General features: G+C 57.3%; 21 protein-coding genes and 1 tRNA gene. 12 read left to right on the top strand and 10 right to left on the bottom strand.

The window, feature by feature from the left end; genetic code table 11:
* Positions 1–4 precede the first annotated feature (4 nt).
* From gatA to Y017_RS15230, 4 genes are all read left to right on the top strand, one after another.
* Entirely contained in the window at positions 5–1,480 is a 1,476-nt protein-coding gene (gatA, locus tag Y017_RS09915) for an Asp-tRNA(Asn)/Glu-tRNA(Gln) amidotransferase subunit GatA (protein ID WP_035460568.1), read from the top strand.
* Positions 1,477–2,916, top strand: coding sequence for an Asp-tRNA(Asn)/Glu-tRNA(Gln) amidotransferase subunit GatB (gene gatB / locus Y017_RS09910; protein ID WP_011587813.1), 1,440 nt, complete (start codon positions 1,477–1,479; stop codon positions 2,914–2,916). Before gatA ends, gatB begins: the two co-directional genes overlap by 4 nt.
* Entirely contained in the window at positions 2,913–3,725 is an 813-nt protein-coding gene (locus tag Y017_RS09905) for a crotonase/enoyl-CoA hydratase family protein (RefSeq protein ID WP_011587812.1), read from the top strand. Before gatB ends, Y017_RS09905 begins: the two co-directional genes overlap by 4 nt.
* Positions 3,726–4,529: 804 nt before the next feature.
* Positions 4,530–4,670: a hypothetical protein gene (locus Y017_RS15230; RefSeq protein ID WP_155849259.1), complete on the top strand. Its 141-nt coding sequence runs from the start codon at positions 4,530–4,532 to the stop codon at positions 4,668–4,670.
* On the opposite strand, the gene Y017_RS09900 is transcribed toward Y017_RS15230, so the two are convergent.
* From Y017_RS09900 to hemA, 4 genes are all read right to left on the bottom strand, one after another.
* Positions 4,667–5,410, bottom strand: a complete 744-nt coding sequence (locus Y017_RS09900) for a molybdopterin-synthase adenylyltransferase MoeB (RefSeq protein WP_011587811.1) — start codon at positions 5,408–5,410, stop codon at positions 4,667–4,669. The genes Y017_RS15230 and Y017_RS09900 overlap by 4 nt on opposite strands.
* A 99-nt stretch (positions 5,411–5,509) precedes the next feature.
* Positions 5,510–6,352, bottom strand: coding sequence for a peptide chain release factor N(5)-glutamine methyltransferase (prmC, locus tag Y017_RS09895; protein WP_011587810.1), 843 nt, complete (start codon positions 6,350–6,352; stop codon positions 5,510–5,512).
* 2 nt (positions 6,353–6,354) lie between these two features.
* A complete protein-coding gene (prfA, locus tag Y017_RS09890; RefSeq protein ID WP_011587809.1) occupies positions 6,355–7,440 on the bottom strand; it encodes a peptide chain release factor 1 in 1,086 nt (361 codons plus the stop codon).
* 81 nt (positions 7,441–7,521) lie between these two features.
* Complete coding sequence (gene hemA, locus Y017_RS09885) at positions 7,522–8,778, bottom strand: glutamyl-tRNA reductase (RefSeq protein ID WP_011587808.1); 1,257 nt, start codon at positions 8,776–8,778, stop codon at positions 7,522–7,524.
* A 224-nt stretch (positions 8,779–9,002) separates the two neighbouring features.
* On the opposite strand from hemA, the gene Y017_RS09880 reads away from it, so the two are divergent.
* The 8 genes from Y017_RS09880 (at position 9,003) to ychF (ending at position 16,032) form a co-directional block, all read left to right on the top strand.
* Positions 9,003–10,703, top strand: a complete 1,701-nt coding sequence (locus Y017_RS09880; RefSeq protein WP_035460566.1) for a tetratricopeptide repeat protein — start codon at positions 9,003–9,005, stop codon at positions 10,701–10,703.
* Positions 10,700–11,287 carry a lipoprotein insertase outer membrane protein LolB gene (gene lolB, locus Y017_RS09875; RefSeq protein WP_011587806.1) on the top strand — a complete coding sequence of 196 codons (588 nt, stop codon included), beginning with the start codon at positions 10,700–10,702 and terminating at the stop codon, positions 11,285–11,287. The genes Y017_RS09880 and lolB overlap by 4 nt, the downstream gene beginning before the upstream one ends.
* Positions 11,284–12,189 carry a 4-(cytidine 5'-diphospho)-2-C-methyl-D-erythritol kinase gene (gene ispE / locus Y017_RS09870; protein WP_035460565.1) on the top strand — a complete coding sequence of 302 codons (906 nt, stop codon included), beginning with the start codon at positions 11,284–11,286 and terminating at the stop codon, positions 12,187–12,189. The genes lolB and ispE overlap by 4 nt, the downstream gene beginning before the upstream one ends.
* Positions 12,190–12,209: 20 nt before the next feature.
* A tRNA-Gln gene (locus tag Y017_RS09865) sits at positions 12,210–12,285 on the top strand.
* 76 nt (positions 12,286–12,361) lie between these two features.
* Positions 12,362–13,321, top strand: a complete 960-nt coding sequence (locus tag Y017_RS09860; RefSeq protein WP_011587804.1) for a ribose-phosphate pyrophosphokinase — start codon at positions 12,362–12,364, stop codon at positions 13,319–13,321.
* A 206-nt stretch (positions 13,322–13,527) separates the two neighbouring features.
* A complete protein-coding gene (locus Y017_RS09855; protein ID WP_011587803.1) occupies positions 13,528–14,172 on the top strand; it encodes a 50S ribosomal protein L25/general stress protein Ctc in 645 nt (214 codons plus the stop codon).
* 8 nt (positions 14,173–14,180) lie between these two features.
* Positions 14,181–14,768 carry an aminoacyl-tRNA hydrolase gene (pth, locus tag Y017_RS09850; RefSeq protein WP_011587802.1) on the top strand — a complete coding sequence of 196 codons (588 nt, stop codon included), beginning with the start codon at positions 14,181–14,183 and terminating at the stop codon, positions 14,766–14,768.
* A gap of 172 nt (positions 14,769–14,940) precedes the next feature.
* Positions 14,941–16,032, top strand: coding sequence for a redox-regulated ATPase YchF (gene ychF / locus Y017_RS09845; protein ID WP_035460563.1), 1,092 nt, complete (start codon positions 14,941–14,943; stop codon positions 16,030–16,032).
* A gap of 77 nt (positions 16,033–16,109) precedes the next feature.
* Here ychF and Y017_RS09840 read toward each other — a convergent pair whose 3' ends face one another.
* The 6 genes from Y017_RS09840 to Y017_RS09815 are packed head-to-tail and all read right to left on the bottom strand — an operon-like array spanning position 16,110 to position 22,310.
* Positions 16,110–17,438 carry an O-antigen ligase gene (locus Y017_RS09840; protein ID WP_155849258.1) on the bottom strand — a complete coding sequence of 443 codons (1,329 nt, stop codon included), beginning with the start codon at positions 17,436–17,438 and terminating at the stop codon, positions 16,110–16,112.
* A gap of 5 nt (positions 17,439–17,443) precedes the next feature.
* Positions 17,444–18,358 carry a hypothetical protein gene (locus Y017_RS09835; protein WP_035460561.1) on the bottom strand — a complete coding sequence of 305 codons (915 nt, stop codon included), beginning with the start codon at positions 18,356–18,358 and terminating at the stop codon, positions 17,444–17,446.
* Between the two features lie 25 nt (positions 18,359–18,383).
* Positions 18,384–19,436: a glycosyltransferase gene (locus tag Y017_RS09830; protein ID WP_035460559.1), complete on the bottom strand. Its 1,053-nt coding sequence runs from the start codon at positions 19,434–19,436 to the stop codon at positions 18,384–18,386.
* The gene (locus Y017_RS09825) at positions 19,433–20,149 is read right to left on the bottom strand and encodes a YrbL family protein (protein WP_035460558.1); all 717 of its coding nucleotides are present in this window, start codon (positions 20,147–20,149) and stop codon (positions 19,433–19,435) included. The genes Y017_RS09830 and Y017_RS09825 overlap by 4 nt, the downstream gene beginning before the upstream one ends.
* A complete protein-coding gene (locus Y017_RS09820) occupies positions 20,149–21,180 on the bottom strand; it encodes a glycosyltransferase (RefSeq protein ID WP_035460556.1) in 1,032 nt (343 codons plus the stop codon). Before Y017_RS09820 ends, Y017_RS09825 begins: the two co-directional genes overlap by 1 nt.
* Positions 21,177–22,310 carry a glycosyltransferase family 4 protein gene (locus Y017_RS09815; protein WP_231483479.1) on the bottom strand — a complete coding sequence of 378 codons (1,134 nt, stop codon included), beginning with the start codon at positions 22,308–22,310 and terminating at the stop codon, positions 21,177–21,179. Before Y017_RS09815 ends, Y017_RS09820 begins: the two co-directional genes overlap by 4 nt.
* Position 22,311 lies beyond the last annotated feature (1 nt).

Genomic DNA, 22,311 nt, shown 5'->3' with positions numbered 1-22,311 from the left:
AAACATGCATACCAAAACCCTGACCGAACTCAAGGCTGGCCTAGCTGCCGGAGATTTTTCCTCCCGCGAGTTGACCGAACACTTCTTGGCCCGCATCAAACAGTATGACGGCGAACTCAACAGCTTTGTCACCGTGACCGAGGAACAAGCACTGGCCCAAGCGGATGCCGCCGATGCAACCCTTGCCACTAACCGTGCATCCTCCTCAGTGAGCGGCCTGCTCACCGGCCTGCCCATCGCCCACAAGGATATTTTCTGCACCGAGGGCGTGCGCACCAGCTGTGGCTCAAAAATGCTGGACAACTTTATTGCCCCCTACACCGCCACCGTGGTGGAAAAAATGGCGGCTGAAGGCGCCGTCATGCTGGGCAAGACCAACATGGACGAGTTCGCCATGGGCTCCTCCAATGAAACCAGTTACTACGGCCCAGTGAAAAACCCATGGGATCTAGAGCGGGTGCCTGGCGGCTCCTCCGGCGGCGCAGCCGCTTGCCTGGGCGCCCGCCTAGCGCCTGCTGCTACCGGCACCGACACCGGCGGCTCCATTCGCCAACCTGCGGCGCTGAATAACATCACCGGCCTCAAACCCACCTACGGGCGAGTCTCACGCTGGGGCATGATTGCCTTTGCTTCCAGCCTGGACCAAGCCGGCCCCATGGCCCAAAGCGCTGAAGACTGTGCGTTGATGCTGCAAGCCATGGCCGGCCACGATCACCGCGATTCCACCAGCCTCAACGAAAAGGTGGGCGATTATCTTGGCGCCCTTAAAGACGACATCCGCGGCCTGACCATTGGCATCCCGGAAGAGTTTTTCCCAGACACCCTGGATGGCGCTATCGCCGACAACAGCCGTGACGCGATCCGCGAACTGGAAAAACTCGGCGCAAAAGTAGTATCCGTCTCCTTACCCAGCATCAAGCTATCCGTACCAGCCTACTATGTGATTGCCCCGGCAGAAGCCAGTGCCAACCTTAGTCGTTTTGACGGTGTACGTTTCGGCCATCGATGTGATGACCCACAGGATCTGGAAGACCTGTACAAGCGCTCTCGCTCAGAAGGGTTTGGTGATGAAGTAAAACGGCGCATCTTAGTCGGCGCCTACGCGCTGTCCGCTGGTTACTACGACGCATACTATCGCCGCGCCCAACAAGTGCGCCGTTTAATCCGTGACGACTTTGCCCGCGCCTTTGAAAAAGTAGATGTACTGATGGGACCCACAGCGCCTGAAACCGCCTTCAAGCTCGGAGCGAAGAAAGATGATCCGGTCAGCATGTACATGGCCGACGTGTTCACCATCGGCGTTAACTTAGCCGGCCTTCCTGCGCTGTCCATGCCCACGGGATTCATCAACGGCCTGCCCACCGGCACCCAGATCATCGGCAACTATTTCCGTGAAGGGCAAATTCTTAACGTGGCCCACAAATACCAGCAGGCCACAGACTGGCACAAACAAGCGCCAGCGTTTGGAGGTGCACAATGAGTTGGGAAATCGTCATCGGCCTGGAAGTCCACGTCCAGCTCAACACCGCCAGCAAACTGTTTTCCGGGAGCAAATTATCCACCGGCGCAGAACCGAACACTCAAGCCTCATTGGTCGACCTGGGCCTGCCCGGCACTCTGCCAGTGGTGAACAGGGAAGCGGTACGCAAGGCTGCTTTATTCGGCTTGGCCATTGATGCGGACATCTGCCGTCACAGCGTTTTTGAGCGGAAAAATTATTTTTATCCAGACCTACCCAAAGGCTACCAAACCACGCAGTTGGCCGAGCCTATTGTGGGTGCCGGCACCGTTGAAATTCAGCTTGATAACGGTGAGAAAAAAAGCATTCGCATCCACCATGCGCATCTAGAAGAAGATGCAGGCAAGTCTTTACACGAAGACTTCCATGGCATGACGGGCATCGATCTAAACCGCGCCGGCACCCCGCTGATTGAAATCGTCAGCGAGCCGGACATGGCCAACGCAGAAGAGGCCGTGGCCTTTGCTCGCAAGCTGCACGCTATCGTCACCTCCATTGGTATTTGCGATGGCGACATGTCCCAAGGCAACATGCGTTTTGATGTAAATATTTCTGTTCGCAAACCTGGCGAACCCCTGGGCACACGCACTGAAACCAAAAACCTCAATTCTTTCCGCTTCATGGAAAAGGCCATCGCCCTTGAAGTGGAACGGCAAATTGACGTTTTGGAAGACGGCGGAGAAATCGTTCAAGAAACCCGCCTATACAACGGCGACACGCATACCGCTCGCTCCATGCGCAGCAAGGAAGACGCCAATGACTATCGCTACTTCCCCTGCCCAGATCTGTTGCCAGTGGCCATTACCGATGCCGACATCGAAGAATTGAAAGCGGCCATGCCAGAGCTGCCTGATTCACGCAAAGCCCGTTTCACAAACGATTATCAGCTTTCTGAATACGATGCAGACCTGCTATCCGGCTCCATCGCTACTGCCGCTTTCTTTGAAGCGGCCGCAAAATCCGGCGGCGACGCCAAGCTGGCGGCAAACTGGGTGATGGGTGAGCTGGCCGCCAAGCTGAACGCCGAAGAAAAAAGCATAACCGACAGCCCAGTCAGTGCCGAGCAGCTTGGCCAGCTGATAGCACGTCTGAAAGACGGCACCATCAGTTCGAAAATTGCCAAGCAGGTATTTGAGGCCTGCTGGGCCGGTGAAGGTAATCCGGACGAGATTATCGAAGCCAAAGGCCTGAAACAGATGAGCGACACCGGCGAGCTGGAAAAAATTGTCGATGACATCATCGCCAACAATGCCGCTCAGGCAGACGACTACCGCAACTCTGATGATGCCAAGAAAAAGAAAAAAATCGGTTTCTTTGTGGGCCAGGCCATGAAAGCCACCCAAGGCAAAGCGAACCCGCAGCAATTGAACAAACTGTTGCAGGAGAAACTGCAATGAGCCTGATCCGCGACCGGGTAAAACTGGAAAAGAAAGACGGCATTGCCTACGTCACCCTGAGCCGAGCCGACAAGTATAACGGCTTGGATTTTCCGATGATGGAAGGGCTGGTAGAAACCGCTCGACTGATTCGTAAAGATCGTCAATTGCGCGCCGTTATTCTTCAGGGCGAAGGCAAAGCGTTCTGTGCGGGGCTGGATTTCGGCACCGTCATGAAACAACCGGTCAAGCTACTTCGCAGCTTTACCAAATACGGCATCAAAAAAACCAATCTGTTTCAGGACGTCTGCTGGTGCTGGCGCGAACTGCCAATTCCGGTGATTGCGGTACTCCACGGCTACTGCTACGGCGGTGGCATGCAGATCGCCCTGGCTGCAGATTTCCGTATCACTACGGCGGATTGTGAAATGTCCATCATGGAAATCAAATGGGGCATGATCCCCGACATGACAGGTACGGTAACCCTTCGCGAGTTAGTCCCCATGGATGTGGCCAAAGAACTGACCATGACCGGGCGGCTGTTTAGTGGCGACGAAGCCAAAACCATGAACCTAGTCACCCGCGTGGCGGCGGATCCACTAGAAGAGGCCGAGAAGCTGGCTCAAGCCATCATAGGGCGCTCCCCAGATGCCATCAGTGCCAGCAAGGCCCTGTTTCAACAAAGTTGGAATGTACCGGAGGCCCAGGCGTTCGACGTGGAAAGCAAACTGCAGTTCAAACTGCTGCGTAGCAAAAACCAGCGCCGCGCTATGCAAGCTAACATGAAAAAAGAAACGCCCCAATTCGGCCCCCGCGAACGCGATTACTGAGCGAATTTGCTCGCATCAAAACGCCTTACCCGCGAGCCTGTTTTAGACTGATATTGTGCGGCAGACTCAATAGAAAAACCGAGCATTGTTGGTTGAGGCAACACATGTTTTGTGTAGCCGCTTTTGCGCTCAGCCCCGCCGGCATAAGCACCCCATCAACACACTGATGGGGCTGCGGCTGTTACAGCCGAGAAATCTGCCTCTAGGCCCGCACAGACGACGCCTTAAAGTACGACGTGTGCCGCCCACACCACACTATCGATATAGAAACCAAGGGAGCATGGCCCACCCTGACGCGCAAACGCGCCCTTGTTGCCGACGAACAGATCGCTCGGCTCTGAGCACACATCACCACCAACCAGCAGAGCATGCTGACATGACTCTTGCCCCCTATATTTCTGACAAGCATCACACCACATTGAGCATCGCCTATTTTGAGTTCGGCGATGCTATTATTTGAAAAAGAAAACCCGCCAATTATGTATTCAGCCTATTCGAGGCTAATGTAGAGGCTCTGGTGGATAACCCGGCGGTTGGTCATGCCGGCGAAGGGAGAGGTTACTGGCGCTATTGGCCCCGCGCAGTGCGGCAGCCCGCTGCTCGATAGTCAACAAGCCCAAGCGCGTGTCCATTAATCTGATTCGAACCAGCCCAAGCATGATCCATCAGCTTGGTAGCGGCATAGCCTGGCAGGGAACATCATGGTGTAGTCAGGTAACGGATATCTGTCGGCCTGATTCGATAGCGCCGACGCCTAGGCAACAAAGCACAACGTAAACAACCACCCAAGGAGGGGCGCTCACAATGAAACATCTCATCGGATGGGCTTTTTTGATTGTTGTCATCATTCTGGTTCTGATTGGCTTAATGGCGGAAGAACCGCCGATCATGGCCGAAGGCATGGAAGATATACCCACGGCCACGGACAATCAGCCCGACAACTAATTCATCGCGCAAACCGGGCATTCGGGGTCACGGGGAATCGCCACTTGGCGCCAACTCAATGTCCGACCGTCAAACAAATGCAGAACCGATGCCACCGAGGTACCGGTGAGGGTTCGTATGGCCGCCAATGCCTGCAAGGTGCCCACCATACCCACTACAGGCCCGAGAATCCCCGCCTCGCTACAGGCCAGATCCCCCTCTGAACCCTCGCCGTACACGCAGGCATAACAGGGGCTGTCTTCCGTGCGTAAATCGAACACCGCCAACTGACCATCCATGCGAATAGCGGCGCCACTGACCAGCGGTGTACGGTGCGCCACACAGGCACGATTGATGGCCTGGCGAGTGGAAAAATTGTCAGTGCAGTCCAGTACTAGGGTGGCGTCAGCAACAGCCTCATTCAGCCACGCATCATCCACCCGCACCACAGCGGAACGAATATCCACATCCGCATTCAACAGTTGCAACTGATCGCGCAAGGCTTCCGCCTTGGCCTGATTCAGCTGGTCACCCCGAAACGCCACCTGTCGATGCAGGTTGCTCAACTCCACCCGGTCGTCATCCGCTAGCACCAGCTGCCCCACCCCAGCACCCGCCAAATACAGCGCAGCAGGATTGGCTAGGCCACCACAACCCACCACCAATATCCGCGCCTTGCTCAACGCTTCTTGCCCAGGCAAATCGAATTCTTCCACCATCAACTGGCGACTGTAGCGAAGCAGCTGGTCATCGTTGAGCATAATCGTCTCCCTGGCACTCAAAGGCGTGGGATTCTATGGTACAGCTTGCTGCACTTCATGCACCCAACAGATCCGTTCCTGGCTTTGCGGTGCAAATGTTCAACTCTTGGACCCAGCGGCACATTGCTTGCCTAAGGTTACCCGATCATTTCCGCCCAGATCCTGCTCTGTACGCACGTCTTCAAAGCCGATGTCGGCCAACAACGCCCGTACCGCGTCACCCTGCTCAAAGCCATGCTCCAGCAACAACCAACCGCCAGCAACCAGCTTACCTGCTGCTTGCTGCGCAATGGTGATCAGATCCGCCAACCCCTGATCGCCGGCCACTAGGGCCGAGCGAGGCTCGAAACGCACATCGCCTTGTGCCAAATGGACGTCGCCATCTTCAATGTAAGGAGGGTTGCTAACGACAAGGTCAAAAAAACCATCACAGGGGGTCAGCCAGCTGCCTTGCAGGCAACGCACTGTAGCCCCCAACTGACGGGCATTTGCCGCTGCCACTTGCAGCGCCGCCGCGCTATTGTCCACCAGCGTCACCTGCCAAGCCGGCTGCTCCAAAGCGAGGGTAATACCGATAGCACCGGTACCGGTTCCCAAGTCCACGACCCGTGCGTTAGCAGGCAATGCCAGCGCAAGCACCTGTTCCACCAAGGTTTCAGTATCGGGGCGTGGAATCAGAGTATCGGCGGTTACACTAAACCGGCGGCCAAAAAACTCCCGCTCTCCAATCAGGTGGGCCACGGGCTCACCCTGCTCACGGCGAGCCAGCAGGGCTTCAAACTCCGCCTGCTGAGCCCTGGTCAGTTCCCGCTCCGGCCAAGTAAACAGCCATGTACGAGATTGCTCCAGCACATGGCAAAGCAACACTTGGGCATCCAGCGCTGCGCAAGGGGATGACGCCAACCGATGGCGAGCCTGGCGCAGGGCGTCATCAATGCGCACGGTTAATGCTCGCCTAAGGCCGCTAGCTGATCCGCCTGATACTCTGCCAGCAACGCACCCAAAATCTCATCCAAATCTCCTTCAACGATTTCATTTAACCGGTAAAGGGTAAGATTAATACGATGATCAGTGACTCGTCCCTGAGGATAGTTATAGGTACGGATACGCTCTGAACGATCGCCGGACCCGACGAGGGATTTACGCTCCGCAGCCTGCTCGGCATGGGCCGCATTCTGCTGCGCGTCATACAGCTTAGCGCTCAGTAGGCTCATAGCCCGAGCCTTGTTCTTGTGCTGGCTACGCTCATCCTGGCACTCCACCACCACCCCGGTGGGTAAGTGAGTAATGCGCACAGCCGAATCCGTGGTGTTAACGTGCTGACCGCCAGCACCGGAGGAACGATAGGTATCAATACGCAGGTCTTCAGTGCGAATCTTGATATCCCCCAGGTCTTCCGCTTCAGCCATAATCGCCACTGTGCAGGCAGAGGTATGAATACGCCCCTGGGATTCTGTGGCCGGCACCCGTTGCACCCGGTGGGCTCCGGATTCAAATTTCATCCGCGAATAGACGCCATCGCCAATCACCCGTGCAATCACTTCCTTATAGCCGCCATGCTCGCCCTCACTGGCGCTCACCATCTCCACTTTCCAACCCCGTTGATCCGCATACTTGGAATACATGCGGAATAGGTCTCCGGCAAAAATGGCCGCTTCGTCCCCCCCCGTGCCGGCGCGAACTTCAAGAAACACATTGGCTCCATCGCGGGGATCCTTCGGTAGCATCAGCTTTTGCAGCTCTGCCGCTAACGCCTCCATGCGCTCCTGAGCATCACGGGCTTCTTCCGCGCCCATCTCACGCATATCCGCGTCGCTGTCGTCCTGCATCGCTTTAGCCGCACCATGATCCTCCACGGCCTGCTGGTATTGGCGATAACACTTCACCACTGGATCAATTTCAGCGTATTCCCGGGACAGGTCACGGAATTGGTTCTGGTTGCTAATCACATCCGGATCGGACAATAGCCCCGCCAACTCTTCAAACCGGTCTGCAAGCTTATCGAGCTTGCCTTGCAATGACGCTTTCATAAATTCGCTTCCACGCTTCACGCAAATACGCCGCCCGGCGGGCGCACGCAAAAATTCGATACATCGAGAGAGTTCTTTGCGCTACGACTGGTCGTCGTCGAGCAGCAACTCACGAGCCAGCAACAGGGCTTCGGCGCGGCCATCCGCGGCCATTTTGCGCAAGGTCACGCTGGGGGAATGCAGCCACTTGTTCACCAGCGAATGCTGAAACCTGCGCAGCACCTGCTCCGCATCGCCACCATTGCGCAACTGCTGCAACGCTTTTTCCAGTTCGCTTTCCGCCATAGCCTTGCGCTGCTCACGATAATCACGCAGCACCTTAACGGCATCCTGTTCACGGCGCTGACGACGGTGGCGCACAATGGCATCTCGAATCAGCTCTGAGGCCTCCTGGGCCGCCTGCTGACGAGAACGGACATTTTCCTGAATCGCTTCTTGCAGATGGTCCACCGTATACAGGTAGACATCACCCAGTTCGCCCACTTCCGGTTCGATATCCCGTGGCACGGCAATATCCACCATAAACATGGGTCGGTGACGGCGTTTTTTCAGCGCCCGCTCCACCATACCCTTGCCCATAATCGGCAACGGCGCAGCGGTGCATGAGATCAGGATATCCGCACGCTCCAGCGCCACCGGCAATTCTTCTAGGCTGATACCACGCCCCCCCACGGCGGCGGCCAACTCCGAGGCTCGCTCCTGAGTGCGATTGGCAATGGTAATTTCCTGCACCTGCTGCTCACTCAAATGTCGCGCCACCAGCTCAATCATTTCACCGGCACCAATCAGCAGCGCCCGGCTTTTTTTCAGGTCAGCAAAAATGTGACGCGCAAACGAAACTGCCGCATAGGCCACAGACACCGGGTTAGCACCGATACCGGTTTCCGTACGGATCCGCTTGGCTACCGAAAAGACTTCCTGAAACAAACGCGACAACTCGCCGTTGAGCAAGCCAGCCTCATGGGCTCGAGCATAGGCTTCACGCATCTGACCAAGAATTTGTGGCTCGCCCAGTACCAGCGAATCCAGACCGCCAGCTACCCGCATCATATGCTCCAGCGCCTGCTCACCGGTATGCTGATACAGCACCGTGGAGAGTCGTTCGACGGACAGATTGCGGCTAGAGGCCAGCCATTGAGCAAAATTTGGAGTGACGTCGTCAGTGAGGCAATACAGTTCGGTGCGGTTACAGGTAGACAGCAATGCAGCTTCCCGCACCCCGGGCATCTCACGCAAGCTGGCCAACGCCACCTCCGCCTGCTGCGTTGAAAACGCCAGACGTTCGCGTAGTTCCACATCCGCGGTGGTGTGATTTACGCCGACAGCGACTAGATTCATAGTTTCCTGTGCCCGACAATGACAGCGGGCGATCGTACCCGGCCAGCCCGGAGCCCCGGAAAGCCGGGGCGCAAGGGTGTGGCATTTTGCGCGAAAGCGCCCTTCAAAACAATGTCAGGGCCGATAGCGAAGGCGCATCGCTCAAACCAACAACGTGGAGGTTTGGGCAATAGCCAATCGCTGTGCCATGATAGCCGAAACAGAAAATAGGCATACCGACCTTAATGACCCGCTTCTCAATTCTGCCTCTGTGCTGCGCCCTTCTGATCCATGGCTGCGCTAGCCAGACCACCACCCCGGCCACCGAAACGGGGCCTTCCACGTCGATGGCCAGCGCCCCCACTTACGACAGCGAAACGCTGTCTGACCTGCTAGTGGCAGAAGTCGCCGCCCAACGTCAATCGCTGGGCGTCACCCTGGGCTATTACAGTCGAGCCGCCCAGAGTACACGTGATCCGAACGTAATAAGTCAGGCAGCCCAGCTGGCCCATTACCTGGAAGACCCGCTACAGGCACTAGCCATGAGCGAACTCTGGCTGGAAACGTCGCCACACAACGAAGACGCCCTGCAAGTGGCCATCCTGTCCGAAATTCGGCTTGGCAATACCGCAACGACCACCCGTTATCTGGATCAGCTACTCAGCGCCCACGGCGAAGACGCCCTGGGCCGATTGGTCAACCAAGCCCGCGGGCTGGGTGCGCAAGGAAACTTACAGCTAGTGGAAGCGCTGGCCCAGCTAACCCATCGCTACCCGGATCAGGCCCCACTGTGGTATGCCCGGGCTCTGTGGCTGGAACACGAAGAGCAACCTCAACCCGCCCTGGAGGCCACCGAGCGTACTCTCAAGCTGATGCCGCGCCATGAAGATGCCTTGTTGCTCAAGGCTCAGCTCCTTTACGAAACAGGAGACCAGAAAAAAGCCCTGCGCCACCTAAAAAAACTGGTGCGCAAGTACCCTCAGGCACAACGCCCGCGCATCGCTTATGTGCGTATGCTACTAACATCCGGCGAGCTGGAAGACGCAGAAAAGCAGCTGGCGATTATGGCTGAGCAAAACCCTCAAGACTTGGATCTGCGATTTTCTCTGGCCCTATTGGCGCTGGAAGCAGGCGCCAGCAACGCAGCCCAGACCCACCTCAAGGCTCTGCTCACCTACAACTACCGGCCCGACGATATCCAATTGTACCTGGCCCAAGCCGCCGAGCAGGAAATGGACCTAGATAACGCCGTCGAGCATTACCTGAAAGTGGGCGGCCCCCAAGCTATCCGCGCTCGGGTGCAGGCAGCCCAACTTCTCTACCAGCAAGGCAATACCAGCCAAGGCCATGCCCTAATGCATAACCTGGCTCAACAACAGCCAAAATTACAAGACAGCTTGACCATTACCGAAGCGGAAATGCGCAGCAATAACGGCGACCCATTAGGCGCCATCTCCCTGATCAATGATGCCTTGCGCGACCAGCCCGACAATACCGAGCTACTATACAGCCGCGCCATGGCCGCCGAAAAAATAGGTGACATTGCCCAGCTGGAAAAGGACCTGAAGCGTATTATCATTCTGAATCCGGAGGATGCCAGCGCCCTCAATGCTCTGGGTTATACCCTGGGCAACCGCACTGACCGGCTAGACGAAGCGTATCAGTACGTGTCCAAGGCACTAGAGCTGCGCCCGGAAGATCCAGCCATTCTCGACTCTATGGGCTGGGTGCTTTACAAACGCGGCGAACCGGATGCCGCCCGGAACTACCTGCGCCAGGCCTACGAAAAATTCCCCGACCCAGAAGTGGCCGCCCACTACGGGGAAGTCCTATGGATATTGGGTGAGCAAAATCAGGCCCGCCAGGTTTGGCGCGACGCCTTGGAACACACCCCTGACGCCCCTCATATCCGTGAAGTCATGGAAAAACTCGGAGCCCGCCTGTGACCCTGAGCCTTGCCCGCATTATTGGCCTTACGCTGACCACCCTGGTCCTAGGCGCCTGCCAATTACGCCCGACCACCACAACCCAGTTCGAGCACCCCAGCCAGATCCAACAGTGGCAGATGAATGGCAAGCTGGGTTACCGCACCGTCAACGATGGTGGCAGTGCCACCTTTGACTGGCGCCAGCAACCACAACGGGGCAACATCCACTTCTCCGGCCCGCTGGGCTTTGGTAGCGCCGATTTACATTGGGACAGCGGCCGCGCGGAACTAATCACCGCCAAGGAAACCTACCAAGCCCGCAGCCCCGGCGAGTTGGCCTGGCATCTCACCGGCTTCTGGCTGCCCGTATCCGCACTGCAGTACTGGGCTCGCGGCCTGCCTTGGCCCGGCGCACCCTCTGAAGCCGGGTACGACGATCAGCAACGCCTGATCACCCTTGAACAGCTGGGCTGGTCGCTTACCTTCGACCGTTACGAACCCACCGCCGGCATCACCCTTCCCTACAGAATCAAAGCCCAGCAGAATAGCAATCGCTTTACTTTGCTGATTAAAGACTGGCAGCCAGGCGGCGGCGCACAGTGACACTAACGTTACCCGCTCCCGCCAAGCTCAATCTGTTCCTGCACATCACCGGTCGCCGTGACGACGGCTATCACCAGCTGCAAACCGTGTTCGCCCTGCTCGACCATGGCGATACCTTGCGTTTCTCCCCGGCAGACACCCTGTCACTACAATGTCATCAGGAAGGTGGCGCCAGCGACCTGCCCACGGACGACAGCAACCTGATTTTACAGGCTGCCCGGGCGCTGCAAGCCCACACCGGCAGCTCAAAAGGTGCCGCCATCACCCTGACCAAGCGCCTGCCCATGGGCGGCGGCGTGGGCGGCGGCTCCTCCGACGCGGCTACCGCCTTGCTGGGCCTGAATGCATTTTGGGCCCTGGGCCTCACTCTGCAGGAGCTGGCTCACATCGGCTTGACCTTAGGGGCTGACGTGCCCGTTTTTGTGTTTGGCAAAAGCGCCTGGGCTGAAGGGGTCGGCGAGAAAATAAACCCCATTATTTTGCCAAATGATGCTTTTTTGGTCGTTCATCCCGGAATTCATGTGTCAACTGCTCGAATTTTCGGCGACCAGCAATTGACAAGGGATACACCCATCAGTAAATTACCGGCCTCGCTTGAGACGGTGCTAACCCGCGAATTTCACAACGACTGTGAAGCGGTAGCAACCCAGCATTTTCCGGAAATCGGAAAAACGCTGGACTGGCTCAAGCAACATACGGGTAATGCCCGTATGACCGGCACAGGCGCTTGCTGTTTTTCTCGTCTGACCGGATTGCAACAGGGGCAGCAATTGCTGCAACAGTTGCCACAACACTGGACAGGTTTCGTCGCTCGAAGCTGTAACACTTCCCCTCTCCACCAGATTCTGGGAGAGACACTGGCGAAGTTTCGAGAGACAAAGAATTCAGGCAAACCCGCTTAAGCGGGCCTGAGACCGAGTGTTGGGGTATAGCCAAGTTGGTAAGGCAGCGGGTTTTGATCCCGTTATTCCCAGGTTCGAGTCCTGGTACCCCAGCCATTTTTCTTCTGAGGAACCTCTTACCCTTCCCCTTAGTGGTTCCCAAATTCACGACGCAAGACCCCAGGGGGCGCCAGTGTCCAAGCTCGTCGTTTTCACCGGTAACGCAAATCCCGAACTGGCCAAAGCCATGGTCAAACACCTGAACTTGCCTATCGGCAACGCCGATGTGGGCACCTTCAGCGATGGCGAAGTTGCCGTGGAAATCCAGGAAAACGTGCGCGGCAAAGACGTTTTTATCGTGCAATCCACCTGCAACCCGACCAACAACAACATCATGGAATTGCTGGTCATGGCCGACGCCCTGCGTCGCTCCTCCGCAGGCCGCATCACCGCGGTTGTCCCCTACTTTGGTTATGCCCGCCAGGATCGCCGCGTGCGCTCCGCCCGGGTGCCTATTACCGCCAAAGTCGTCGCCGACATGATCACGGCGGTGGGCATTGATCGCGTCGTCACCGTTGACCTTCACGCTGATCAAATCCAGGGCTTCTTCGATATTCCAGTGGACAACGTCTACGCTACCCCGCTGATCGTGGCGGATATCGAACGCCAGAGCCATGATGACCTAATGGTAGTCTCCCCGGATGTGGGCGGCGTGGTCCGGGCCCGCGCCTTAGCCAAGCAGCTCAATGATGCCGACCTAGCCATCATCGATAAGCGTCGCCCCAAGGCCAATGTTTCTCAGGTCATGCATATCATCGGTGAAGTAGAAGGCCGCACCTGCGTGCTAGTGGACGACATGGTCGACACCGCTGGCACTCTGTGTAAAGCCGCCGACGCCCTGAAAGAACACGGCGCGGCCAAGGTCTACGCCTACATCACCCACCCGATTCTATCCGGCCCGGCCATCAACAACATTGCCAACAGCTCATTGGATCAACTAGTGGTCACCGACACCATTCCATTATCCGATGCGGGCCGCGCTTGCAAAAATATCCGCGTTCTCAGCCTCGCGCCGATGCTGGCCGAAACCGTACGCCGAGTGAACAACGAAGAATCCCTGAGCGCTATGTTCGATCGGTTAGAGCTCGTATAAAACGCCAGATAACAACAGGCTAATCCCGCCCCCAGAAACCCGCCCCTCAAGCGGGTTTTGTTTTTTATGTCCTCTTGCTACAGGCATCTGGCGTCTGGCGTGCTTTTCCTGCATAATCGCGCCCCCGCGGAATCCTCCGTGGTTTTATATCAACCTCTCTGGCCAACCTGGTCGCGGGAAGCCCGAGAGCATACTGGAGACATACCATGTCCAATGAATTCCTGCTGAATGCAGAAAGCCGCAGCGATACAGGGAAAGGTGCGAGCCGCCGCCTGCGTCGTCTGCAAGAACGTGTTCCTGGCATCCTCTACGGTGGCGAAGCCGAGCCGCAGATGATCAGCGTTGAACTGCGCGAGCTGAAAAAAGCCCTGGAAAACGAAGCGTTCTACAGCCACATCCTCACCCTCAAGCTAGACGGTGCTGATGTTCAAGCCGTACTGCGTGACATGCAGCGTCACCCGGCCAAAGGCCACCCGCTGCACGTGGATCTGCTGCGCGTCGACAAGACCCACAAGATCACCATGAGCGTTCCCTTGCACTTCACCAACGAAGAAAGCTCCATCGGCGTGAAAAAGCAAGGCGGCGAGATCCAGCACAACTTCGCAGAAGTAGAAGTGAGCTGTCTGCCCCAGCACCTGCCTGAGTTCATCGAGGTGGACATGGCTAACGCTGAGCTAGACTCCGTTGTTCACTTGTCCGATTTGAAACTGCCGAAAGGCGTGGAACTGACCCAGCTCGCACTGGGCGAAGACCACGACCAGCCGGTGGCCGCGGTTCACCAACCCAAAGTGCGTGCGTCTTCCGATGATGACGACGCAGCAGAAGGCGAAGAAGCCGCAAGCGAGGAATAAGACCTACCGTGGCGGATCCCGTTCGACTGATCGTAGGCCTGGGCAACCCGGGCCGCGAATACGAAGACACCCGCCACAATGCTGGCGTCTGGTATGTGGACGCCCTGGCCCGACGTCAGGGCGTCTTCCTTACCGAAGACAAGAAATATTTCGGCCTCACCGCCACCTTTTCCTTTGAAGGCGAAACAATCCGCCTCCTGGTACCGACCACCTTCATGAACCGCAGTGGTCAGGCCACCGCCGCTCTGGCGAATTTCTTCAAGATCCCCGTTACGCAGATACTGGTTGCTCACGACGAGCTCGACCTGCCCCCCGGCTGCGCCCGCTTCAAGCAAGGCGGCGGCCACGGCGGCCACAACGGTCTGCGTGATATTATTAGCCGGCATGGCAACAGCCGTGATTTTTACCGCCTGCGTCTAGGCATCGGCCACCCCGGCTCTGCTGACCGGGTTACGCCCCATGTGCTGAGCAAACCCTCCAAAGCCGACCGAGACCTGATCGATCGCGCCATCGATGAAGCTGTCCACAACACCGCCGATATGCTTCGCGGCGACCTGAATAGCGCCATGAACCGACTCAACGGCTTCAAGGCATAAAAGCCGCTGCTGCGCTTCAAGTTGTGGAGCAATCCTGATACCACAACCCCGCGCCCACACCCTGCCCGCAACTCGTTGCTTTAAACCAAGAAAAGTGACCCTCGCGTTGAGGCTTGTAGCTTGTAGCGTGTCGCTCATGTAGCATTGCGGCCTCGAAAAATGGAGGTCTGTCATGGGTTTCAAATGCGGTATCGTCGGTCTGCCCAACGTGGGCAAATCCACCTTGTTCAACGCGCTCACCAAAGCGGGTATTGATGCCGAGAACTTTCCGTTCTGCACCATTGAACCCAATACCGGTGTGGTTCCAGTACCGGACCCCCGCCTGGACAAGCTGGAAGCCATCGTCAATCCGGAGCGAGTGCTGCCCGCCACCATGGAATTCGTCGACATCGCAGGCCTGGTAGCCGGCGCCTCTAAAGGTGAGGGCCTGGGCAACAAGTTTCTCGCCAACATCCGCGAAACTGACGCTATCGCCCACGTGGTTCGCTGCTTCGACGATGAAAACGTCATCCACGTATCGGGCAAGGTATCCCCACTGGACGATATCGCCGTGATCAATACCGAGCTGGCCCTCGCCGACCTAGACACGGTGGAAAAAGCACACTTCCGCGCCACCAAGGCGGCCAAAGGTCAGGACAAGGACGCCAAAGGTTTGCTGCCGGTACTGGACAAGGTACTGCCCGCCCTTAATGAAGGCGACCCGGCCCGTTCCGTGGAACTCACAGACGATGAGCGCAAGGCGATTAAAAGCCTCAATCTACTGACGCTGAAGCCGACCATGTACATCGCCAACGTGGACGAAGGGGGCTTTGAAGACAATGCCCTGCTGGACGCCGTGCGCGACCTGGCCGAGAAAGAAAATTCCTCAGTAGTGCCCATCTGCGCCAAAATTGAATCGGAAATTGCTGAGTTGGACGACGAAGAAAAAGCCGACTTCCTCGCCGACCTGGGCATGGAAGAGCCGGGCCTGAATCGAGTCATTCGCGCCGGCTTTGATTTGCTCGGCCTGCAGACCTACTTCACCGCCGGCGTTAAGGAAGTACGCGCCTGGACCGTGCGCGTTGGTGCCACCGCGCCCCAGGCCGCCGGCGTTATCCACACCGATTTCGAAAAAGGCTTTATCCGTGCGGAAGTCACCGCCTACGATGACTACGTTGACCACAATGGTGAAGCCGGCGCCAAGGATGCCGGCAAGTGGCGACTGGAAGGCAAGGAGTACATCGTCAAGGATGGTGACGTGGTGCACTTCCGGTTTAACGTTTAAGCAAGATAACCGGCCAGCCACAGGCTGCTCCGTTTCCTCCTGATAGCACCGTCGCGATCAGGGGAAACGGAGGCAGGCTAGCCGGGCAACGATTGCGGCTTGTTCCCTGCCCAAATCAGGCTAACGACCCCCCCCAGAATCAGAGAGAAAACCAGCTCGCCGCTGGAAAAATACAGATAGGATTCAAACAGGTTGATCACCAACCAGAACGCCAGAAACCCCAAATAAAAAATCAGCACATCTCCCGGTAACTGCCGGGCGCGCCAGGCAGCCATAGCGCGCAGAGTCACCCAGCCCAGCAAGACCAGCAGCACCCCCAGCCCGAGCAGACCGAAATTCACCATGGTATCCAGATAACTGCTATGCAGATGGCCAAACTTGTTACTGACCCACTCAGGCAAACGCTCGGAATGGCTCAGCACCAGGCCGCGCCCATTCCCTCCCCAGCCCAGTACCGGGCGTTCGGCAATCCATTCCGCCGCCGCCCACCAGCTATGGGCGCGGCCCGCCACACTACCGGTCAAGTCTGCATGGATATCGCCACGCATAACGCTTTCGATTTGCGCTTTTTCATCGTCAAGCCGGTCAGCCACAATGGGGGTCAGCAGGGCGGCAATCCCGGACAGGGCAAGCAACAGTAACGCGGCGGCGATCATCGCCTGGCGTCCATTGGCGGCACGGCAATAACCGTAAAACAGCAACGACAACATCACCAGACATGCCAGGCTCCACCCCAGCCAGACGCCTCGGGTCTGGGAAAAGATCATGGCGGCAGCGCACACAAGCACGCAGAGGAATACCAGCAGCAGCCGCAAGATTTGCCAGCCCCCTCGGCGACACATACGGGGAGCAAAGGCAACCAGCCCCAGCAGCACGGTGGCAAAGAACATGGTGGTGTGCTGGGCATTGTGGATGCCAAAATCCACTCGTTCGCCCGCAAACGCCAGCTGCCATTCGTCCATTCCCCCACCCTGCACCCAGGGCACCAGCAAGAGCGCCACCGCCGCCACGGACCAGAGCATAAACACATGACGAAGCGTTCCACCAAGCAACCAGGCAATCGCAATAAAGCTAAACCACTGCGTCAGCCGGTGGACCTTGGGTGACGATTCCGCCCATTGGGGATGGTGCCACAACGAACCTGCCCAGGATGCCAGGACCACCATCGTGGCCGCCACTAACAACCAAACAGGCAAGGCAACGCGCAGCGATCCGCCATAGAGGAAAAAACCGCTGAAGCCAACCGCAAGCACAGCGACCTCAAACCCTCTGGCAGCCTCATGGAACAGCAGCGATGTGACAGCAAACCCCCACAGCAACAACGCCGCCCCGATTGCCACTAGCGGCTTGCCGGCCGCCATGGGCGCGTTAATCATGGCCCTGCCGCGTTGATCAAGCTCCGCCACGGTTTTCACCGCTGACTGATTTCATCAGCAAACCTGCCCCACAGATCGAAATGATCAAAAACCGCGCGGATTTTGCTGTCGTTACCGCCAGAGGCGGACTTGTTGGAACGCTTGAGGGAATGCAGCTGACTATCCTCGATAACCGGGAAACGAATCCAGAAGTCACGATGGTCCGGCACCCGTCGACAGGGAACGCCTTTCTTCAAGCTCATTGCCTTGAGCCAGACATCATCTGCGTGCGGGCAAATTGACATAAAACAGTCCTTGTCCAACACCCGCTCATCCAGGCAGCCCGGATAATAAAGCACCCCGCCCACTCCGGTGGGAAATGTCAGCAGCGACGGTTCAGATTGAAAGGTTGGCTTTTCCCACTGCTTGTAGGGCAGCACGCTCCCCGCCGCATCGAACCGCATCCCGTGGGCACGGTGACAGGGAATGACACCCGGCATTGACTGGTAGCTACGGTAAAGCTGGTCCACCAGGTCGTGCGGGTAAAGGGTATCGTCATCCACCGTTATCACCAGACTGTCGGGATAACGCTCCATGGTGTAATAAAACTTCTTGTAGGGGCCCAGATCTTCCGGGCAGAAGGCAATTTCGAGCCCTCGCTGTTGCTGCAGTTCCAGCACGTGCGGAATACGCCGATCAGGAAACTCCGGTTCTGAAAGCCAGAGAATAATGCGATCCGGTTTCAGGGATTGCTGTAGCAGGCTCTCGATGGTCAGATAAACATTGTCGATGCGTTTATCAAATGTGGTCAGGGAAACGATCACCTCTTCGGGCAGGGCATTCCCCACCCCACTCAGGTGGCTATTGACTGCGCTCCACTGCAATTGCCCGGACAACCAGGCTCCACGCTGTAATGCAATGGCATTGCGTTTGGCCTGTGCCCGTTTATCTCTTCGCTTTTTTTTCCACATTTTTTTCTCCAGCGAGCCTCACAGGCTACCGCTCCCTGCTTGCAGACAAGGAAGCAAAAAACTCCAGATAGCGGCCAACAATCTTGGTGCGACTGTAGCAAGCATGGTAGTGCTGCCTTCCGGCCTCCACCAACTGCTCGCGCAGCCGGGTATCGCGCAATAGCAGGTTAATGGCTTCTGCCAGGGTCTGGGGGTCATCCACCGGCGTCAGCAAGCCGGTAGCACCATGATCGATCAACTCGGCGGGCCCTTGAGAGCGGGTGGCAACAATGGGACAGGAGTGCGCCCAGGACTCAAGCACAATGGAGCCCAACCCCTCATGGCGTGAAGGGCACACGAACAGATCTGCCGTGCGCATTAACGACGTGACATCACTGCGCCATCCCAGGAAACGGACCCGGCCCGTTAATCCCAGCGTTTCACAGCGGCGTTTCAGCGCCACTTCCTCAGGGCCGCTGCCAGCCAGCCACAGCACCGCATCTGGAATAGACTGCAGGGCGGCCAACAGCACATCGAACCCCTTGTTTTCATGAAGCCTGCCCGCCGCCAGAATCAGCGGACAATCCTCCGGCGTATCAAAACTGCCGCGAGGCAATGCAGGCACCACCTCTTCATCCGCAAAGTTGGGAATGTGAACCACCCGGTCGGCGGGCATGCCCCCGCGAACCAGGTGATCACAAATTCCCCGGGTAATGCCAACCCAGTAATCCGCCTGGCGGTAATATTTCAGGTTGTAATAATGGCCGAGCCGGTTAACCAGGGTATAGTCACCTGGTGGCGTGATACCACTTGCCCTATTCATCCAGGTCAACACAATATCGGGCTGATAGCCTTGCAATGCCTTCAGGTAGCGACGGCGCTCCATAACACCCAGGGGGCCGGGAAAACCACAGCCCTGGGTAACCACACCGGCCCGTTGAAGACGCTCAATCCTTTGCGGGTAAGGGCGCAGAAATGCTTTCTGTTGCAAAGCAGGTGCGCCTTGCAAGCCACTCACCAGTCGCACAAAAAAATTTTCAGCACCGCCCTGTTCGGCACCGGCCAATACCTGGGCCAGACGCAAGGAAGAAGAAGTCATGAATCGGCCTTTTCAGATCGGCAACAAGCCGGGCGGTCGTCGTGCAGCAACTCGCCATGGAATCCGGGGAATTCTGGGAGTCCGCGCAAGGCAAGCAGCTGCTGGATTCGGTGATGCAAGTTCGCCACCTTTTTCCTGGTTTTTTTACGCTGCAACAAAGCCGGCAAACGCTGCAAGGGAACGAGGCCGGCACTGCCCAACCCGTCAATAACAACCAGGCGAAGAATCTCTCCGTCACCCCCGCGCTGAACCACGATGTTGTGCAACAACAGGTCCCGGGAAGGGATGCAATATCGCATCCAGAAATCCGCCAGGGTATTCACAGCCTGCTGGCTGGCCCTGCTCATTCCTTCATCCCAGATGACTTTCTTCAATGTCTGCGAGACCGCGCCATCACCATCGCGAATCAACTCAGACACCAGTCCCGCCCCCATATCCGTTTGCACCGTGCCATAACAGCGGCTCACATGCTGGTGCAGCACATCGCCGTTACGACGCTGAAGCATCGACATAACGCGGTGCTCTTCCCGGTTGTCATCAAAGTGGGACAAGGGCAGCAGCGTTTTCGGGAATCCTTTTTTTCGCCGTCGGTCGGCCAGCGTGAAATCAGGACGACGCACCTTGATACACCGCTCCCGGTTACCCGGGTCAACGAAGCAAAGTCGATTCCCGCCACGGGCGAAGGGCGCACTGGTCGAGAGCACTACCGCCATCAACGGCCCTCTCGCTTTCCCCTGGCCCACACATAGTCATGGGAATAAGGCAGCGCCATGGCGGCCTCGACAATATACTGGGCATACAAACGGGAGTTCATGTTGTCGTGGAAAAACTGTCGGGCACGGGCAGCCCAATGCCGGCGACGCGCATCATCGTGGTGAAATGCCTTCACCTGTTCACACAGCGACGCCTCATCATCAAAGTAAACCAGCGTCTCTGCCGGCAATAATTCGTCAAAGCGGGGGGCACTGTGACAAAACTGCAGAATGCCGTTGCCCGCCAACTGTGCCATCCTTGCAGATGAGTACCAGTAGTCCCCTTCCTGCCGATTCAGGTTTAAGCCCATTCGGGTGCTGGCAAGGGCCCGCTCGTAATCACGCCCCCAAACCGGGGGAGCGCCATCCATGCCTGGCGTCTTGAAAACCATCTGGTCCGCGATGCTGTCCCGTAACAGGTTGACGGTTTCCCGCCGACGGGTGAAATCATCGCTGTTACTGCAAAACAGCAAATCCACCGGCAGGTTATCGCGCAGACTGTTATCCAGGGTTTCAATGGACGCATCGACCGGGTTCGGCATGTGATAAAAGCGCGCCGGGCAATCATCAAAACGACGCAGGGCCGGCAGCCCGGTGGACACAAATACGGCATCCACCGCCTTGGCACGGTGACGCAGTCGTTGTTCGTTGTCGGGCACAAACAGCGGGTCATTATTGCAGTGCACCAACGTAACCCCCGGGCAAACCTGTCGTATCTTGCCAAGAGTCTCATTGCTGACAAGATCACAATGGCCAACGATGACCAGATCCGGCTCTACCGCTTCTACCGTTTCCAGCAACCGTTGATTCGCCTGACGCTTGCCCAGATCACGGACCCCGAAAGGCGCCTCAAACGCTGCCACATCCCGATCGCTGAACACTTGCACGTAATGATCGTTACGAATCAGCCCGAGGGTGAGCTTGTGGGCCCAGCTGACACGGGTCTTGCCATATCGCCGCAACTGTTGATATGCAACATGCAGGACTCTCATTGCTTGCCCCCATTGGTTACCGGATCGCAAGGCCTGCCCTGCTCGACCAGCGCCTGCTCATAAACCCCCAGCGTCGCCGCCACCTGATGCTGCAAACCATATTCGTCGGGAAGAACCATGGTGGAAGGCTGGTCCAACAAACTGATAATTTTTTCTACCACCGCCTCGGTATCTTCTGTTGCGACCAGGCCGTCAGGAAAACAGGCCGCCAGAATCTCGCCCGCACCGCCACAATCATAGCCCACCACCTTGCAGCCCGAGGCCAGCGCTTCGGTGATCACCCGGCCAAACGGTTCCGGTTTACTGGAAAGGTGGCAGGTGATCTCTGCCAATCGATAAAACTGCACCAGATCACTACGGCGTCCGACAAGCGTGACATGGGGCCCCAACCCCATTGCCAGCGCCTTGTTTTCAAGTTCGGTGCGGTAATGCTGTTTGTTGGGCTCTGCACCACCCACAATGACACCGTGAACATCGGGTACCCGTTCTACCACCTGCTTGATCACATCAAGAAAGGTTTCCTGCCCTTTCCAGCGACTCAGCCGGCCCGGCATCAGCAGCAAACGCTTTCCCTTGAAATGCGGGTAACTGGCAAACAGCTGCTGTAACCAGCGGGCATCCGGCTCACCTGGCGAAAACGCCTGGGTGTCGACACCTCTCGGAATCACAGTGATCCGGGCCGGATCCAGCGAATAACTTTCCTGCATGTAACGGCCGACGTGTTCTGATACCGCAATCAGCTTTTCCGGCTTGGCCATAATGGCGCTATAGCGATTGACCGAATACAACCCGTGAAAGGTGCTTACCAACACCGGGCGTTGGGACGGATCTAATTTCCGCCAGGCCAGCCATACCAGCCATGCCGGCAATCGGGAACGCACATGAACCACATCCGGTGCCAGTTCCTGCAGCAATCTGCGCAGCGGACGCACCAGCTTCAGCGAAAAAAGGGATTTACGGTGAACGGGCATCGTCACATGCCGGCTACCCTGGGCCTCAAGCTGTTCCACCATCCCGCCACCCTGTGAAAGGACCCAGGAATCATGGCCGCGAAGCACCAGCTCACGAGCGAACTCCACTGTACCCCGTTCAACACCTCCACTATTGAGAGCGGGCAAAACCTGCAACACT

Source organism: Alcanivorax sp. 97CO-5, from assembly GCF_000524665.1.
Lineage (GTDB): Bacteria > Pseudomonadota > Gammaproteobacteria > Pseudomonadales > Alcanivoracaceae > Alcanivorax > Alcanivorax borkumensis.
This window is presented reverse-complemented; position numbering and strand designations above follow the sequence as displayed.